At 35.4% G+C, this 15,388-nt stretch carries 14 protein-coding genes; 10 read left to right on the top strand and 4 right to left on the bottom strand.

Annotation, left to right across the window (positions count from 1 at the left end):
* The first annotated feature begins 8 nt into the window (after positions 1–8).
* From ABMA72_RS04105 to ABMA72_RS04085, 5 genes are all read left to right on the top strand, one after another.
* Positions 9–689: a hypothetical protein gene (locus ABMA72_RS04105; protein ID WP_392856348.1), complete on the top strand. Its 681-nt coding sequence runs from the start codon at positions 9–11 to the stop codon at positions 687–689.
* Positions 690–878: 189 nt separating this feature from the next.
* Complete coding sequence (locus tag ABMA72_RS04100; protein ID WP_392856347.1) at positions 879–2,288, top strand: sensor histidine kinase; 1,410 nt, start codon at positions 879–881, stop codon at positions 2,286–2,288.
* A gap of 139 nt (positions 2,289–2,427) precedes the next feature.
* Positions 2,428–3,252: a ThiF family adenylyltransferase gene (locus tag ABMA72_RS04095; protein WP_393056172.1), complete on the top strand. Its 825-nt coding sequence runs from the start codon at positions 2,428–2,430 to the stop codon at positions 3,250–3,252.
* 9 nt (positions 3,253–3,261) lie between these two features.
* Positions 3,262–4,107 carry a hypothetical protein gene (locus ABMA72_RS04090; protein ID WP_392856343.1) on the top strand — a complete coding sequence of 282 codons (846 nt, stop codon included), beginning with the start codon at positions 3,262–3,264 and terminating at the stop codon, positions 4,105–4,107.
* 215 nt (positions 4,108–4,322) lie between these two features.
* Positions 4,323–5,666 carry a sensor histidine kinase gene (locus ABMA72_RS04085; RefSeq protein ID WP_392856341.1) on the top strand — a complete coding sequence of 448 codons (1,344 nt, stop codon included), beginning with the start codon at positions 4,323–4,325 and terminating at the stop codon, positions 5,664–5,666.
* Here ABMA72_RS04085 and ABMA72_RS04080 read toward each other — a convergent pair.
* Together ABMA72_RS04080 and ABMA72_RS04075 are read right to left on the bottom strand one after the other, a co-directional pair.
* Positions 5,650–6,396 carry a hypothetical protein gene (locus tag ABMA72_RS04080; protein WP_392856340.1) on the bottom strand — a complete coding sequence of 249 codons (747 nt, stop codon included), beginning with the start codon at positions 6,394–6,396 and terminating at the stop codon, positions 5,650–5,652. The genes ABMA72_RS04085 and ABMA72_RS04080 overlap by 17 nt on opposite strands.
* Before the next feature lie 12 nt (positions 6,397–6,408).
* Positions 6,409–7,014, bottom strand: coding sequence for an iron-containing redox enzyme family protein (locus tag ABMA72_RS04075; RefSeq protein ID WP_392856338.1), 606 nt, complete (start codon positions 7,012–7,014; stop codon positions 6,409–6,411).
* Positions 7,015–7,221: 207 nt separating this feature from the next.
* Here ABMA72_RS04075 and ABMA72_RS04070 point away from each other — a divergent pair, with 207 nt between their 5' ends.
* The gene (locus tag ABMA72_RS04070) at positions 7,222–8,979 is read left to right on the top strand and encodes a DEAD/DEAH box helicase family protein (protein ID WP_393056170.1); all 1,758 of its coding nucleotides are present in this window, start codon (positions 7,222–7,224) and stop codon (positions 8,977–8,979) included.
* On the opposite strand, the gene ABMA72_RS04065 is transcribed toward ABMA72_RS04070, so the two are convergent.
* A complete protein-coding gene (locus ABMA72_RS04065) occupies positions 8,953–9,513 on the bottom strand; it encodes a hypothetical protein (protein ID WP_392856335.1) in 561 nt (186 codons plus the stop codon). The genes ABMA72_RS04070 and ABMA72_RS04065 overlap by 27 nt on opposite strands.
* Before the next feature lie 121 nt (positions 9,514–9,634).
* Here ABMA72_RS04065 and ABMA72_RS04060 point away from each other — a divergent pair, with 121 nt between their 5' ends.
* The 4 genes from ABMA72_RS04060 to ABMA72_RS04045 all read left to right on the top strand — a co-directional run bounded on the left by ABMA72_RS04060 (position 9,635) and on the right by ABMA72_RS04045 (position 14,457).
* Entirely contained in the window at positions 9,635–11,824 is a 2,190-nt protein-coding gene (locus ABMA72_RS04060) for a toprim domain-containing protein (protein WP_392856332.1), read from the top strand.
* A gap of 24 nt (positions 11,825–11,848) precedes the next feature.
* On the top strand, positions 11,849–13,315 hold the full coding sequence (locus tag ABMA72_RS04055; RefSeq protein WP_392856331.1) for a DNA gyrase subunit A: 1,467 nt from the start codon (positions 11,849–11,851) through the stop codon (positions 13,313–13,315).
* 302 nt (positions 13,316–13,617) lie between these two features.
* Entirely contained in the window at positions 13,618–14,022 is a 405-nt protein-coding gene (locus tag ABMA72_RS04050; protein ID WP_392858006.1) for an integration host factor subunit alpha, read from the top strand.
* Complete coding sequence (locus ABMA72_RS04045; protein WP_392856328.1) at positions 14,023–14,457, top strand: MerR family transcriptional regulator; 435 nt, start codon at positions 14,023–14,025, stop codon at positions 14,455–14,457. It begins immediately after the preceding gene.
* On the opposite strand, the gene ABMA72_RS04040 is transcribed toward ABMA72_RS04045, so the two are convergent.
* Positions 14,416–15,387, bottom strand: coding sequence for a polyprenyl synthetase family protein (locus ABMA72_RS04040; protein WP_393056168.1), 972 nt, complete (start codon positions 15,385–15,387; stop codon positions 14,416–14,418). The two genes, ABMA72_RS04045 and ABMA72_RS04040, sit on opposite strands and share 42 nt — an antisense overlap.
* Position 15,388: the final 1 nt, after the last annotated feature.

Raw genomic sequence — 15,388 nt, 5'->3', positions numbered from 1 at the left:
AATGGCTCATGAATAAGAGTGGGGCGGAAGCAACATATAATGATAAGACAAACACCATCGTTCTACGGGAAAAGAATTGGCGTGGTCGTCGAATTGTAAGTTTATCAGACTTTCTTAAAGGGCAGGAGTATCAATTTTCAATCCTTGCTTCAACGATCTTTCATGAGTTGATGCATGCAGACTTTGACGTTCTAATAAAGGGGAGTCGCACACGTTCAGACATCGCTCTAAAAAATACTCAACGCTGGTTCTCGCAAAATATTCCTGGTGTTAATGCTCATATCGCTGCCCATGAATTCTTTGGCTATACGGCCTCTGATTTAATTTTAGGAATTAAAAGTAAGCTTCAAGATCTCTATCTTGCACATGGGATTAATAGTTACAAAAATACCTGTTTTGGACGAAGGGGATTAAAGCGAATAAAGAAACGCCTTTTTCCTGATGGTGATATTCAATTTAAAGACACATTAAATATTCCAAATTTTGCAAAGGAATTTACTCCAAATACTATCTTTGTGAAGGGGAAGGATATCAATATCAAAGGTAAGAATTTTCCAGAATCTTTTCGAAATGAAGTCTATCACCACTTTGTTGAAAATTACCATGCACCTTCTTCATCCCAAGATCTGTTAGAGGTTGCAAGAAGACAGTATGGTAATTTGTTACAAAAGTGCTTTGAGGATATCTGAACCTGGTCTTTTCTAAATAGAAATACTTTTATTTTTGTTTGGATTGTCGGCAAGTTCTGCATCGCTATTAAGAATCTTGGCCAAAGGTTACAATATATATTGTGGTGTAAAGTTAAAGAAATAACTTAAGTTGCCATTTTAAATCTTATAGTGATAATCAGTATTTATTGTTTGGTAAGGTGTATTTAATTGGAAGTAAGTAATAAGGCATTAGTCGCATATTTCGATGGTGTAAGTTCAATGGGGGATTCCGTTGAAGACTTTATATCTGAACTTCCTGTTAAAGATAAAAATCTCTTAGATGTAAAGTCACGCATCACGTGGCAAGAGTTTAAAGACATTACTATCTTCTTTTCTGAGAAGTATCCAAACTACACCGAGATTATCAGTAATACTGGTGTTTCAAATAGGGTTATTAAACCATTTTTTGACATCGTTACTTACTTCATTAGTTATAGCTTACTTTATGAATTCTTTTTGAAATTATCTTTCAAAATGCTTTATACAAATATCAAGATTGATACAAAGAAGTTAAGCTCAGATTCATTTCAAATTATTTTTGAATTTTCAGACCCTGCACATATCTTTCATGAGTTCATCAATATGTATGTTGAACTTTTTAAAACGATTCCTGTAAATTTCATCGGCTGTCGTACATACTCGAAAGTGAAATATTTGATTGTTGAAGATAGAGTGGTGTTTTCTGTAAGAAATGCAGCCTTTGCAAAAGTTAGTATCCCAAATCTCTTATATAATTTCTTCTTCACAAAGAAAAAACTTCACGAAGTTATTTTGAAGAATGTGGAATATTCAAATCTTCTAGAAAAGCAGAATTTAGAGCTTGAAGAGTATCGAAAAAGCTTAGAGTTACTAAATACAGAGTTAAATCTGAGTAATCGTACACTTCATCATGATGTTGCCAATAAGCTTCTTAGTCTTGAAGTCGCTAAGAAAAGAATTGAAAATGGAGAGTATGAACAAGCGGTTAATAAGATTAATCAATTTTCAAACTCTGTTAAAGGAATCATTCAAAATTCAATTGTTACAACTCATATTGATGGTGAACTTTTTGAACTTGAAGAAATTAATTTATACGACCTTTTAATTGAGGCAGTAACTGAATATGACGATATTGCAATTCAAAAAGGTGTTCGTATTATTCATGATTTTAAAATTGATCAAAACTTAACTATCTATACAAATAAAATCGCACTCCAAAATAATTTAATCTCTAATATTATGTATAACGCGATTAAGTTCTCACACATGAATGATAGTATCGTTTTCTCGGCATCTGTGTGTGATGAGAATCTATGCTTACGAATCGTTGACTTTGGTGTTGGTATCCCAGAAGAGAAGCTTAAGTTAATTAAAAAGAATGTTGGTCTAATTGGTTCTACAAAAGGAACTAATGGTGAGAAGGGATCAGGTCATGGAATGAGTATCATCATGGATACTGCTAATGCACTTGGATTCAAAGTCAATATTTCTTCGAGCCTAGGTAATGGAACCTCAATTGAGTTATTGAAGAATATTTCTCAAGAAGAAACTGATTTTAACAATGTACTCTACCTCGATAGTCAAAGTTCTAAGTCTTAATTTTTCCTCGTAAGTATCAAGTATTACTAGAGTGTGCCAAGTATTTTTGCTGAGGTCTTGAAAAGGCCCGGTTGTAACTCCCCAAATTCTCCAAAAAAAATATTTTAATTTATACTCTCACGTTAACTGGAGGGTAGAGATGTTTTCAAGAAATATTGGATTAATTACTCAAGAAGATCAAGATAAGTTGCAAGGAGCATCAGTTTTAGTTTGTGGTGTTGGCGGTATGGGAGGTGTCGCTAGTGAAGTTCTTGTTCGTATGGGAATCGGAAAAATTAAAATAGCGGACTTTGATCGTTATGAAGCGCACAATTCAAATCGCCAAATTCACTGTAATGCAAAGAACTATGATCGATACAAAGTCGATGTTTTAGAAGAGGAGTTCAGGAGTATAAACCCTGATCTTAAAATTGAATCATTTAACGAAGGTGTTACAAAAGATAATATTGAAGCACTTCTAGATGATGTTGATATTGTTATCAATGGTATGGACGAAATGTTTTATTCACTGATTTTGGAGAGAGCTGCCCGTCGAAAAAATATTATAATTGTTGATGCCTGGATTACTCCGTTTGCGTCGGTATTTGTAATGACTCCTGATTCTCCCCACTGGGAAGATTATCTTAATTTATGTACTAGAGACGTTGCTATTGAAGACTTAACTCCTGACTTGTGTAACCAAGCCGTTAGGGAAGAGGTCGATTTTACCTTTAGTCACTTTTCTCCCTATAAATATATATCTAAGGATCTCGTTGATAAAATTGTAACTAAAGAGGCTACTAGACCAAGCTTTACGCCTGTTGTTTGGCTCTCTGGTGTATTAATGGCAAATGAAGCCTATAAAGTTATCTGTGGACTTCCCCACACTGACCACTTAGGTGTGTTCTTTGACCAATATGAGTTTCAGCTAATGAAAGCGGGGACAAAGAGTAAGAAAGGGAAACAAGTAAAGAAAGCTGCCTAGGGAGCATTTATGAACGAGATTAAATGGGGGAGTTACTCCTTTAGAACATATTTTAGGCCAGGTCTTCACTTAGATGATTTTAACTTAAAGCGCTTGTACCGTTCAATTGTAGAAATTAATAATACTTCTAAGAAAAAAGTAAATATTAGATATCTTCAATTAGAGGATATGGATGAAATTAAAAGCTTTCTGAGTCATATTATTGTTTCAGTTGTTCATACACGTGGTAAGGATATTTCTTTTTTGATGAATTATATAATTGAAGATGGTGCTGTTAATATTCTTCATGTTGGAATTATGGTTGCAAATTCATATACAGGTAATGATGCAATGGCCATGTTGGCATGTTTCAATAAGTTAGAATATTTCAAAAAACATAAGAGTTTTTATACGACAAATATATCTGCTACACCTGCTGCAATTGAAGCATTCGATAAAATAAGTCACAAAGTTTGGCCATCTCCAAAGAGTCAAATTAAGAAGCCTCCAAAGGACTATATCAACGTTGTAAAACTCCTCGAAGAGTTTTACATTAAGAAGTGGTTTCAGGACCCAAAAGAGTGCAGTATTGACCCTTATCGCTTTGTTCTTAAGTCTCCATGTAAGAAGATGGGATTTAAAACGAATATGTTTCAGATGAGTCGAGCAAATAATATTGAATATCAAAATTTTTGCCATAGTATCATTGACTATGAAAATGAAGAAGATTTAGTACAAGTTTCAAAATCTGGATATCTGGAATTTTTAAAGACTTACCTACTTACAAGTCTTTTTCTACACTTTAAAAAGCCACCAAAATACTATGGCCAAGAGAGAAAACTAAATGAGCACACAGAGATCGAAAAGATAGCTTAGTAACTTAAAAATTAGGCCTGAGGTATGAGAATTACACTTAGGCCGTTACTTAAAAAAGTTGATGTAAATAAATAATGTGTTTAAATGACAATTATTCTTAAATTAAATTAACCACCCCTTAGGAAGCCTGTAAAATCAGATATTTATAGGCTGAAAAAGATTCACTGTCTTAATAAAGTATATTTGTTTCTGTTTGTTTATGGTACTGAACACTCGTGGATTCAATTATAATTTTATACGCCATTTTATTAGGCTTCCTAGTACTATGTACTGCGAGTGTATTTCTCGTATCTGCCGTTGATCGATATCAAGACTATCTTGATTTTAAGAAATTTCTGGTCACAGTCATTTTGGCGTACTTTATTAATTTCACTGTCGGTGTGACACCTCATTTGGCCGCTGGCTCTTTCTGCCTTCAGTTCTTTCCAATATTTTTCTTAAGTAATTATATATTAGCAGGACAAAAGAGATTAAGCCTTCGCTACTTTGGTCTTTTGCACTTAACTGGGATCAGCATTAGTTTCGCTCTTTCTTTTTGGACACAAAACTTTACAGCTTTTAGTCTTCCTTTGGTCTTGAGTGCATATTCACCTGGCTTTGCAGCGATATACTATATTCTAAAAAGAAAAAGCTCACTTACAAATTTCTTCTATGTCTTTGTTATGTCACTTGGTGCATTGAATTTTATTTCATTTTCTGTATTTCGCTTTGTTCCTGGGACTGAGCTATGGGGATGGAGTTCTGCCGTCTTAAACTATATCTTAATCATGTACTGCTTTTTTCTGATGATTCTAGATAAGAAAGTTATTCTTGATGCTGAGTTAAAAGATGAGTTGAAGCTTACCAATACTCTTTATAAAACTTTGATTCACGATACATCTAATGATTTGAATTATTTGTCCTTTAGCTTAAGTCGAGCAATTAAAAGAGATGATATCTCTTTCGTTGAAAAGGCCAATGAAAGATTAAATGAGTTAATAAGGTTTAAAACGGAGATAAGAAAACAGTATCAAAGTGATAAGGGTATCAGTCATAAAGTTAGTATGATTAATATTCTTTCGCGAATTGAAAATAACTTCTTGGATCTCTATCGATTAAAAGGAATTCAGCTCGTAAAATCAATAAAGAATGAGAGTGATGACATTAATATTCCTATAAGCGAAGAAGTTTTAATTAAAACAATTCTCGGTAACTTACTCTCAAATGCACTAAAGTTTTCGCCACAAGGCGCTCAGGTTCATTTAAGTATAGATGTGTGTATGGATATGATGCATATACAAGTCATTGATTCGGGGAAGGGGATCCCTGAGCACATTGTAAATGAGGTCAAAACTTATAGTAAAGTTACTTCTAGTACTGGGACTAATCACGAAATGGGTACTGGTATGGGGCTTGGAATTGTTTGTTTCGTCGTTGACCGTGTCAAAGGTGAAATTGAATTCACGTCACGAAAGAATAAAGGAACGACTATTGATATCAAAATACCAACAGTCGCATCTCAATTAATTAATGGTCTAAAGTCTGATGATCAAATAGTACACTCTACGCTACTGCATTAAGCTCCTCATAAATTGAATTCAAGTTTAATTCCAGATCACTATTTGATTTGAATTTTTTAAATAATTGCTCTGTTATTTTAAAAAGAGGATGTGCATAGCGAAGTTTACTCATTATGCTTGCATCTGTTGAGAGAATATCAACGTAGTCTTGAGCTCCATTTGAAAATTTAAATAGCTGATTTTCCACTAATACTTTTGCTCCAACTGATATACTTGCTTGGGATACCTTTTTATTGGAATTTGTACAGGAAATGATTGGCCCATTATTTTGCATTAATGATCTCTCCATTAGTGTGACAAGTACTAATGCCTTCCATGGGAATTCATCACTCTTGGTATTAAATTTTGAAGTAATGGTAAAGTTACCGCATGCTAGAATATGATTTCCTTCAATCTTATTCAGCACTTGTTTTTTGATAAGATCATTCCAATTTTTAAAATATGATGAGTTTTGATCGATATTACTTTCAAGGTTAAATACTGTATTGGCCCCTCCTCCAACAAATTCTCCCTTGTAGTAAATTGCTACTAGCTCATCTTGTTTGTAGAGCTCATCTGAATAAAGCTCAATATCTCCCTCCCTAAGTCCTAGCTTCTTATATGCACTAGTCCACGTATGCTTCCACTCATTATAAAATTGCTCATAGTAACAATAGAGAGGGTCATTCAAATCAGTATTTTTTGGTGATAGGATAATAAGTTCTAAGTCATTTATATCGATACTCTTCATTTTTACTCCTACTTATGCTGCAGTTTTATCTTGTTTTTCGATATTTGCTTCAATTGCATCTAGGATATTGAAGAATATCTCCTGTGAGTATCTTCTGTTTTCAGCAATAAAGTTTTGTATATTTTTAGGTAGGGATTCGATTAATTTTCTCGCTTCTTCAACATGATCTTCATCTTCCTCGTAATGTAGTTTAATAAAACTAGAAATCTTGCCACTTGAAGCACTTATTTTCTCGTGGACGTATGGGCCAGCTTTTGCAACTAAGTCTTCCAAGAAAAATATATAGCCCATTAAAGCAAGAGGGTGCTTATACTCAATTTGATAGTATTGGCCTTGATAAAATGCTTTCGTTAAAGAGTGCTCCTGATGACTTTCAATATTAGACCCAAATCTTTGTAGATCTCTTATGGCCAATTTATCGTGAGCACTTTCTTCATTTAAATGCTCTTTAAAACGACGAAATATTTTGTCATCATCAAGTCGTGCCATTGCTAAACAGAGTAACTTCTCTGAATGGGATACGTAAAAGTATGTCTGTGCCAGATACTCTGCTACAAAACACTCATTCTCCCATGGATAATTTTTAACTTTTTCATAAATATCAAACTTACTTGTCATCCTACGTCCTTCGTTAAGTTAGTTGATACATAGTAACTGAAATTTATTGTCAGTTTTATTTGTTGTATTAAATGCGTGAAAGTAGTGTGTAAATGTTTTTTGTTTTTGATTTAAGTGCCAAATTTTTAGGGTGATAGCACAGCAACTATCTGTATTTATTAGCTTATTTTTCTTCATTGATTAGCTCTCTTTTGCTAGTCTTTAGAGATGAAGTTTAAACTCAGGGATTATCAAGTTGAAGCTGTAGACAAGGTTGTGTCTCACTTTAGAAAATGTGGTGATCCTTCTCTTATTGTTCTCCCAACAGGTGCTGGAAAAAGTTTAGTAATTGCTGAGCTTGCACGCATTGCTCGAGGTCGAGTTCTTGTGATGGCCCATGTAAAAGAGCTAGTCGAACAAAACCATGCAAAGTATGAGTCCTATGACCTAAAGGCCGGGATATTCTCAGCTTCCATGAATCGAAAAGATAAGGACGATAAAGTTATTTTTGGTTCTATTCAATCGATTGCACGTGCACCCGAGGACTTCTTCAAAGACTTTTCTCTTATTATCATCGACGAATGTCACAGAATTTCTCTAGAAGAAGAGTCTCAATATCAGCAAGTATTTGATAAGCTCAAAGAAATGAACCAAAAGGTTTTCTTTCTTGGCCTTACGGCCACGCCATATCGTCTGGGAATGGGGTGGATTTATAATTACCATTACCATGAAATTCTAAGAACAAAAGAAGAGCGCTTTTTTAAGCACTGTATCTATGAGCTACCTTTAAGCTATATGATTAAGAATGGCCATCTAACGAGGCCCATTAAGATAGATTCTCCTGTTGCTTGTTATGACTTTTCAAAACTTGAAGTAAATGAGAATTCTGGAAAGTTTTTAACTGAAGAGATTGAAAAGATTTTAAATGATAGTGCACGCGTTACACCAGGGATTGTAAAGCATATCGTCCAAGAGGCAAAAGAGCGAAATGGAGTCATGCTTTTTACATCAACTGTAAAGCATGCCAATGAAGTCTTGAGTCTTCTTCCTGAAGGGGAGAGTGCAATTGTAACAGGTGAAACTGATCAAAAAATTCGCGATCAAATAATCGAAGATTTTAAGAATCAAAAAATTAAATTCTTAGTAAATGTCTCTGTTCTAACAACAGGTTTTGATGCTCCTCATGTGGACTTGATCGCTATCCTTCGCCCCACTGAGTCCATTAGTCTTTATCAACAAATTGTTGGCCGAGGACTTAGGCTTTATGAAGGAAAAGAAGACTGTTTGATTCTCGACTACACTGGACATGATCACGATATATTTAAGCCGGAAGTCGGTGAGGTTCGACCTCATGGTGAAACTCAAGAGGTACAAGTGATGTGTCCTGATTGTGGCCATGCCAATATCTTCTGGGGAAAGGTTGATAGCGAGGGTGGAATCACTGAACACTACGGCCGAAAGTGCCAAGGGATTCATATTGATGAAAGTGATATGAGTGTCGAGGAATGTGGTTTTCTCTTTCGCTTTAAAAATTGTGATAATTGCGGTCAAAGTAACGATATTAGTGCACACGTTTGTGCTCATTGTGAGCATGAGCTACGAGATGCTGATAAGAAATTAAAAGAGGCCATGCAGCTTAAAGATGCTCACATTATGCGCGTCGAGGAGATGATCTTTAGCGAATATCAAGGTAAGAAGGGGCGCTCGCTTGAGGTGAGTTACTTTGATGTAAATGGAGAGTCTCTCAAGGAATACTTTCAATTAAATAATAAGTCGCAACAGATGGCCTTCTATCACGCCTTTGTAAAAAAACACTTAAAAACCCCAGAGCTTAAGTACTATATTGATGATCTCGATAAAATTTTGAAAGATCGCAAATACTTTAGAGAACCGAAATTTGTGATTGCTCGTAAGAAGCAGCGTTTCTGGCAAATAAGAGAGAAAATTTTTATCGAAGAACTAAAGTCGGCGAGATACACGAAATAGCTTTTCCATCGCAAGCTCTCCCAGTGTTTCAGAAAACATTTCAAAGAGTGTGTCTGGGATAGAAGATTTCTCTCCCTTCCAGTAACTCTTAGAAAAGAAGAGGCACTTTCCGTCTGAAAGTTGTCGAACATTTATTTCACCTTTTAGTCCTTTTAAAAATCCCTTATCAAATGTGAACGGATAAGTTCCAGGTTTAGTGATGCGTGGGATTCTAAAATTTAGAGACATGGGAAATGGCATCAAAGTGTGATCGAGATAGAGATAAATTTCTTTCTTCTTTTCTGAGTAACCTGATAGTTTTACTAGGTCGATATATTCATTGAATTTTTCGTAGCGCGACAATTTCCTTAACGCGACTTTACATTTATTTGGATGAATTCCATATATTTGGTAATCTAAACTTTGTTTGTTTTCTTCGGTCTTAACGATGGCCTTTCGGTAAATTCTTTTTTTATCAACTAAAATTTCTTTGATGTCTGCATCAATCCCCTTGAAATCAGAGGCGATTGCGAGATTTGAAAATAGCAAAATCAAGTAAAAAACTACTGTAATTATCAATGGTTGACGCGTTGTAACTTTCAAGGCCTTTAAGTTTCCCTTATTCTTTATAGTAAATTCATTATAGCACGAAGCTAAGATAGGGGAAAATTTAAGCATGGGACGCAGCATTGAAAAAGTGAATCGTAAAGGTAAGACGAAAGACGCTGTCATTGAGAGTAAAGATCAAAGATGGCACTGTCGAAACCGTATTACGCTCGTCTTTGGTTCTAATGATATTGAAGATTTAGAGACATATGTCTACGAAGATAAGTCAGTCGATTTTAAAACGGTAAAATTTCACCAAGCAAAGTCAAAGGCCATTGAAGAGCTTTTAGATAACTGTATTGATGAATATTATCGTGGACACGTTACAGAAATTCATACTTCACTAAGTGAAGACGGAAAAACAGTTACTGTTGCTGATAACGGAATTGGTTTTCCACTAAATAAAGTGAAACAAGTTTACTCTGAGTTTAGAACTGGTTCTAAATTTAAAGATGAAGAAACTGATGAGAAAGGCTTTCTCCATCGAACTCTTGGACAAAACGGTCTAGGGGCCGCTGCAACTTGTCTTACGGCCGATGAGTTTTTTGTTACGATTAAACACTATAACTCAAAAAAAGAGCAAACAACGAAGTTCATCGATGGTGCTCTTAAGGTTTCACAAACTAAGCCGAAGACCTTTAAAGGTGCTTCAGGTGTTTCAATCCAAGTAACACTGGCCAAAGAGGTATACAAAGACAATAAGATCGATGAAAACCTTTTAAGAAAGCGTATCATTGACCTTGCCTATAATAACCCTGGTCTTGCTTTTTACTTTAACGGTGAAAAGTATCACTATCAAAAAGGGCTCTATGAGCTAGCTCAAAGAATTGATGAGGAAAATGCTCACGACTTTGGTGAAACAGCCTATATCTACGAGACAATAAATACGAAAAAGAAAAAAGTTAAGGGAAAGATCGATATGTCTCTTTCTCTAACAATTGATAAAGGAAGCGAGGAAAGAGAAAAGTTTATCTCTTTTGTTAACTCTACTCCTACATATGACGGTGGTTTCCACCATGATCGTGTAAGAAGAATCTTTATCAATGCTGTAAAAGACAAGTTAGAGCGTCAGGCAAAGAAAGAGAAAATCAAGTTAGTTGATAATGATGTTCTTTCTGGCCTAACTTTCGTTCTTGGTGTGACAATGCCAAACCCAAGATTTGAGTCACAAACGAAACGTAAGCTCGTTCGTGATGTACATCTTGAGAAGGCCCTTGAAGAACTAATGAGCAAGTCGATGGATAAGTTCATGAGAAAAAATAAGGACTATCTTGAAGTCGTTATTGAAAGAGGGAAGTCTCGCCATAAGTATCAGGTTCTAAAAGAAGCAGCTTCAAAAGGCCGTAAGCAAAAAAGACAAAGAGTTGAAAAGCTTCTTGATGCTAACGAAAGAAAGAAGCGTGAGCTGTGTACACTATTTATTTGTGAGGGGGACTCGGCCATCGGTGGTCTAAGGTCAGCTCGTAATAAATTATATCAAGGTGGAATCGCTCTTCGCGGTAAGCCGATGAACGTTGCTCAAGCTGGTATCAAAGATATTCTAAATAATCAGGAATTCTCTGACATCATGGCATCAATTGGTCTTGTTCTAGGACAAGAAGTTGATGAAAAGAAGCTTCGTTATTCAAATATTGTCTTCCTTGCCGACTCGGATGTTGATGGTGGACACATTAATACACTTTTAACTAATTTCTTCTACCAGTTCTGGCCTGAATTATTTGAGATGGGTGCAATTCAAATTGCTAAAGCTCCTCTTTTTGAAGTCGTGACAGATAAGAAGACTCTATATTTTGAGTCAGATAAGGAACTTGAAGAATTTAGAGATGCTGGTGAAGTAAAGATTAAAGAAATTCATCGAAATAAGGGACTTGGTGAGATGTCACCAGAGGCCTGGAAGTATGTTTTATCTAAGGATGAGTACACTAAGATTGTAATAGACCAGAAGTCTAAGGCCAAGGAGATGCTTAATATCTGTTTTGGTAAGGATACAAATCTAAGAAAAGATCTACTTCTTGATGAAGATCAATCTGAAATAATGTCTGAAGCGATTTCTGAAGATAAGGTTGTAACAAAGCCTAAGGCCGCCAAGAAAGTAGCAAAGAAAGCGGCAAAGAAAACAGCAAAGAAAACTGCCAAAAAAACTGCAAAGAAAGCCGCAAAAAAAACGGCCAAAAAAGCTGCAAAGAAAAAGGCCAAAAAGGCCGTCGCTAAAAAAGCGGCCACTGGTGGCCTAGCGGACATGATTGATTACCTTGATTAAAAAGTATTAGGAAGGAAATAAATAATGCAAGAAACTTATCTTCATTCACTTGAATCAGTAAACTTAGAAGATATCGTAAGAGATGAGTATCGCACATATCAGATCTATACTCTTATGGATCGAGCGATCCCATATCTTCAAGATGGCCTTAAGCCAGGTCAAAGACGTATTCTCTATACTCTATGGAAGAATCAGTCGAAGGGACTTTTAAAAGTTTCTGCGGCAACTGGTTTAGTTCTAACTCTACACCCCCACGGTCCAGCTTCAATCGAATCGGCGATTGTTAATATGGCCCAAGACTATACCTTCTCAAATAACTATCCACTAATTGACAAGAAAGGGTACTTCGGTGAGCGAATGGAAACAGATCCTGCGGCCGGTAGGTATATTGAGTGTAAATTAGGTAAGGTGTCAGATCTCTTATTATTTGATGATATGAACCAAGTTGAAATGGTTCCAAATTATGATGAACGTTCAATGGAGCCTGTTGGACTTCTTCCTAAACTTCCTCTGATGTTACTTAACGGTGCAGAGGGAATTGGGACAGGTTTCTCTTCGACGATTCCAAGTTTTCATCATAAAGATCTAATCAAATCGATGATCTCTTTTATTGAAACGGGAAAAGTGAAAAAGCTTAAGCCATATGTTCATAATTACTCACTTCCTATTCATGTTGATAAGAAGAGCGGTAAGCTAACTTTTGAAATGAGTATCGAAGAAAAAGATGGAAAGTTTTTTATTACAGAACTTCCACGTGGATATGATGCTAAGAAAATCTATCGTCACCTGACAAAATTCATTGATAGTGGATTCATTAAGGATTTCGTTGATGCATCAGTTGATAACGAAATCAATATTGAGCTTCTTTTTAAGAAAGGACAAGAAGTTACTCTTAAAGAAGTTCAGGATACAGTTGGAGCAACTTCATCTTTATCACCAAACTACACGCTAATTTCTGAGCGAGGAGTTAAGATCTTTGATCAGGCCGAAGAGATTATTGAGATCTTTACTGGTGAAAGACTTAAGGTCGTTACTCGTCGCTATGAACTTCTATGTCTTGACCTTAAGGACTCGATTACGAAGAATAATGAAATCATTAAGTTCATTAAAAATAAAGAATATGAAAAAGCGACAAAGTCTAAGAATAGAAAGTCATTTGTTGAATACCTAGATAAGAAAAAATATGTCTATTCTGACTATCTAGCAGATATGCCAATTTATCGTATGACAAAGGATGAAGTGGAGAAGCGCAAGTTACTTGTTAAAGATGAGACTAAGAGACTAAATGAGTATACTAAAATTGCAAAGTCTCCAAAGCTTGTTGCTAAGAAACTTGTGGAAGAGCTAAATGAAGTTGATACAAAGTTAACTGATTGGCTTAAGAAGAAAGATGCTGAAAAGCACAAGCTTCTAAAGAAGATTGCCAAGGACCAGGAAAAGCTTGGTAAGAAAAAGGCCAAGAAGAAGGCCGTAAAGAAAAAGTCTAAGTAAAAAAGTCGGAAATATGTAAAAAAAAATCCCCAGCAGAAGTAAGAACTTGTGCTGGGGATTGTTCATGTCAATACGCCAATTTGACAAGAAGAAGTTGATATAAACATAGTACATGGTATTTATTTAGTTGCTCAACTTAAGCTTTTCTTAAAACTGGCTTAATTGACGGGTTAACGCCATAAAAGGCTAAGTTATTAAAATGAAATATATTTCCCACAAAATTTTTTTTGTGAAATATTCATAATTCTGCTAACCTATTAATATATAAAGGTTCTTTTGATTCATGGAGGAATGCAATGAGCTTGACTAAAGCTGATATTGTCGAACGAGTTTATAAGGAAGCAGGGTTTTCTAAAAAGGAAGCTTCTGATCTTGTTGACTTAGTTTTTAAGGTAATTAAAGATACTTTGGCCCGCGGGGAAAAAGTAAAAATTTCTGGTTTTGGAAACTTCTCAATTCGCGATAAAGCATCAAGAGTTGGCCGTAACCCACAAACAGGTGAGGCGATGGAAATTTCTGCAAGACGTGTTCTTACTTTTAAACCATCACAGGTTTTAAAGGAAGATATTACTGGACGTTACGTACACCGTATCGACGATAAAGGTAAGGAAGACACTTCAATTGCACCTAAGGAAGGAACTCCAAAAGCACTAACATCATTCAGAAATGATACTGATGATGACTATGAGAGCGAAAACGGATTTTAAATGCTAGAAACATTATCGATTCCACAGAAATCGTTATTTAAACTTGATGAAGTTTGCTCAATCGTTGGTGTAAAGCCATACGTTTTAAGATTTTGGGAAAGTGAATTTGATGAAATTTCACCTCTCGTTTCTTCAACTGGTCAAAAACTTTTTGAACAAAAAGATATTCAAATGTTGGCAAAAATTAAAGGCCTTCTATTTGAAGAGAAAATGACTATTGAGAAAGCTAAGCTAGTTTTAAGAGGTCAACTTGATCTTTCTAAAGACACTAGTGGAGCTTCTAAGAAGAAATTAAATACAAAGCCTGCAAAGTCTTCTAAATCAAAAGTTGCAAATTACAATATTGATTTAGATAAACTTGAGCAAGCAAAGAGCATCCTTAATCAATTGAACCTAAAGAGTCAAAGTATTCAACAAAGAAATAATTGGATCTAAAGAGGCGGGCCTAGCGCCTGTCTCTACATTTAAATGACCAGTTATAGTTTCTTTATTAGGTTCAATAATACTAAGTATCTTTCCAAGATATTCTCCGTATACTAAACGGATATTTTCGCACGCGTACTTTTCAAAAAATACTTTCATATATTCAAGATTAGATTGTAGTTCTGCAAAACAATCCTGTCCTCTTGTTTTCCATGGGTTAATGGCCTCTTCGTGCTCACTTAATACTTCATCTTCAAGTTCACAAAGATCATCAAGAAGTTGAAAGGCAATTCCCATATGGTGACCTAAGCGGTGTAGTGCTTTGGCCGTCTCTAAATTTGCATCATCGTTGAAAAGATAAGGGCCAACAATTGAAAGTTGGATAAGACGTGCAGTTTTTAATTTATGAGTGAGGATTAGATTCTTAAAGCTCTCTGTCATGTGGTGACCAAGATCTAAGGCCTGCCCAAGGATGAGACCTTTTGCTCCTAAGCACCAATGAGCATAATTTAGAATCTCATATTTATTCTTTACGTTAATCTTATTAATTAAATTAAAGCTAAGAGATTGAAGTGCATCTCCTGCAAGGAGTGCTTGCCATTGGCCAAACTTTGCATGAGTTGAAAGTCGTCCACGGCGATATTCATCGTCATCCATACAAGGCATATCATCGTGAATTAGTGTATATGTATGATGAATTTCTAATGCACATGAGAAGCTCTTAACTGACTTTCTAAGCCTCTCATCACTAAAGTCTATACCAAAGTCTTTAGCTGTTGCATAAGCGAGCATAGGGCGAAATAACTTTCCAGCTGGTAAGAGGGAATAATCATAAATCTCACTAAAGAAATTTTGATAATTATTCTGATCGATAAATAATTTTAGGTCAGCTTCAATTTGCTGCCTTGCTTCTTTAAGCTCTAATACAGATTGATTTTGCATT

The sequence above is a fragment of the Halobacteriovorax sp. CON-3 genome (assembly GCF_043196995.1).
Lineage (GTDB): Bacteria > Bdellovibrionota > Bacteriovoracia > Bacteriovoracales > Bacteriovoracaceae > Halobacteriovorax_A.
The sequence above is the reverse complement of the archived record's forward strand: the minus strand, read 5'-3'. Positions and strand labels throughout refer to the sequence as shown.

Bases quoted from the DNA above. Each gene is read 5' to 3' on its own strand.
- ABMA72_RS04040 (WP_393056168.1), bottom strand. From the start codon at position 15,387: ATGCAAAATCAATCTGTATTAGAGCTTAAAGAAGCAAGGCAGCAAATT.
- ABMA72_RS04105 (WP_392856348.1), top strand. From the start codon at position 9: ATGAATAAGAGTGGGGCGGAAGCAACATATAATGATAAGACAAACACC.
- ABMA72_RS04045 (WP_392856328.1), top strand. From the start codon at position 14,023: ATGCTAGAAACATTATCGATTCCACAGAAATCGTTATTTAAACTTGAT.
- ABMA72_RS04055 (WP_392856331.1), top strand. From the start codon at position 11,849: ATGCAAGAAACTTATCTTCATTCACTTGAATCAGTAAACTTAGAAGAT.
- ABMA72_RS04075 (WP_392856338.1), bottom strand. From the start codon at position 7,014: ATGACAAGTAAGTTTGATATTTATGAAAAAGTTAAAAATTATCCATGG.
- ABMA72_RS04080 (WP_392856340.1), bottom strand. From the start codon at position 6,396: ATGAAGAGTATCGATATAAATGACTTAGAACTTATTATCCTATCACCA.
- ABMA72_RS04090 (WP_392856343.1), top strand. From the start codon at position 3,262: ATGAACGAGATTAAATGGGGGAGTTACTCCTTTAGAACATATTTTAGG.
- ABMA72_RS04060 (WP_392856332.1), top strand. From the start codon at position 9,635: ATGGGACGCAGCATTGAAAAAGTGAATCGTAAAGGTAAGACGAAAGAC.
- ABMA72_RS04070 (WP_393056170.1), top strand. From the start codon at position 7,222: ATGAAGTTTAAACTCAGGGATTATCAAGTTGAAGCTGTAGACAAGGTT.
- ABMA72_RS04095 (WP_393056172.1), top strand. From the start codon at position 2,428: ATGTTTTCAAGAAATATTGGATTAATTACTCAAGAAGATCAAGATAAG.